At 67.5% G+C, this 1,036-nt stretch carries 1 protein-coding gene; it reads left to right on the top strand.

Annotation, left to right across the window (positions count from 1 at the left end; genetic code table 11):
* A partial coding sequence (locus tag AE652_RS41980) for a transglycosylase domain-containing protein (RefSeq protein WP_049661386.1) occupies positions 1-1,036 on the top strand: 1,036 nt, incomplete at both ends.

Consider the following 1,036-nt stretch of genomic DNA (forward strand, 5'->3'; position numbering starts at 1 on the left):
CCCGGACAAGCAGGCCGCCGCCCAGAACGCCGTCACCAAGAAGGTCAACGTGACCGACCCGGTGTCGGCCGCCGCGACCATGATGGAGCCGGGCAGCGGCAAGATCCTGGCGATGGCCCAGACCCGCCCGTACGGCCTGGACCCGAACAAGAACCAGACCGTCGTCAACCTCAACGTGGACGCGGCCATGGGCGGCGGCAACGGCTTCCAGACCGGCTCGACCTTCAAGCCGATCCTGGCCGCGGCGGCACTGGAGTCGGGCATGTCGAACACCCAGGCGTTCCCGTCCGAGAACAAGATCGAGTACCCCCAGATGTCCACCTGCTCGGGCACCTGGAAGAACACCGTCAAGCCCAAGGAGACGGTGAAGAACGAGCAGGACAGCGAGGTCGGGCCGTACCAGCTGAAGGAGGCGATGGCCCGCTCGGTCAACACCTACTTCGTGCAGATGGAGCAGCAGGTCGGCCTCTGCGCGATGAAGCAGATGGCGAACAAGCTGGGCATCACCCAGTCCGCCAAGGGCGACGCCTTCCAGGAGGTGCCCTCGATGGTCCTCGGCACCCTGGAGCTCTCCCCGCTGACCATGGCGAACGTCTACGCGACCTTCGCCGCGCGCGGCAAGTACTGCACCCCGATCGCGATCAACAAGATCACCACGGTCGACGGCAAGGACGTCCCCGTCCCGCAGTCCCAGTGCAGCCAGGCCTTCTCCGAGCAGACCGCCGACTCGCTCAACGCCGTCCTGCTCAACGTCACCGAGAAGGGCACCGCGGCCTCCCTCGGCCTCGACGACGGCCGCAAGATCGCGGGCAAGACCGGGACCACCGACGAGAAGAAGGCCGCCTGGTTCAGCGGCTACACCCCGTCGCTGGCCACCTCGGTCTGGCTCGGCGGCCCGGCCGGCGGCGTCAAGATGAAGAACATCACCATCGGCGGCAAGTACTTCCCCGAGGTCTTCGGCGCCGACGGCCCCGGCCCGATCTGGCAGCTGGCGATGAACCAGGCGCTCAAGGGCACGCCCGTGGAGCCGATCCAG

Origin of the sequence: Kitasatospora sp. MY 5-36, from assembly GCF_001182915.1 — a bacterium.
Taxonomy (GTDB): Bacteria; Actinomycetota; Actinomycetes; order Streptomycetales; family Streptomycetaceae; genus Kitasatospora.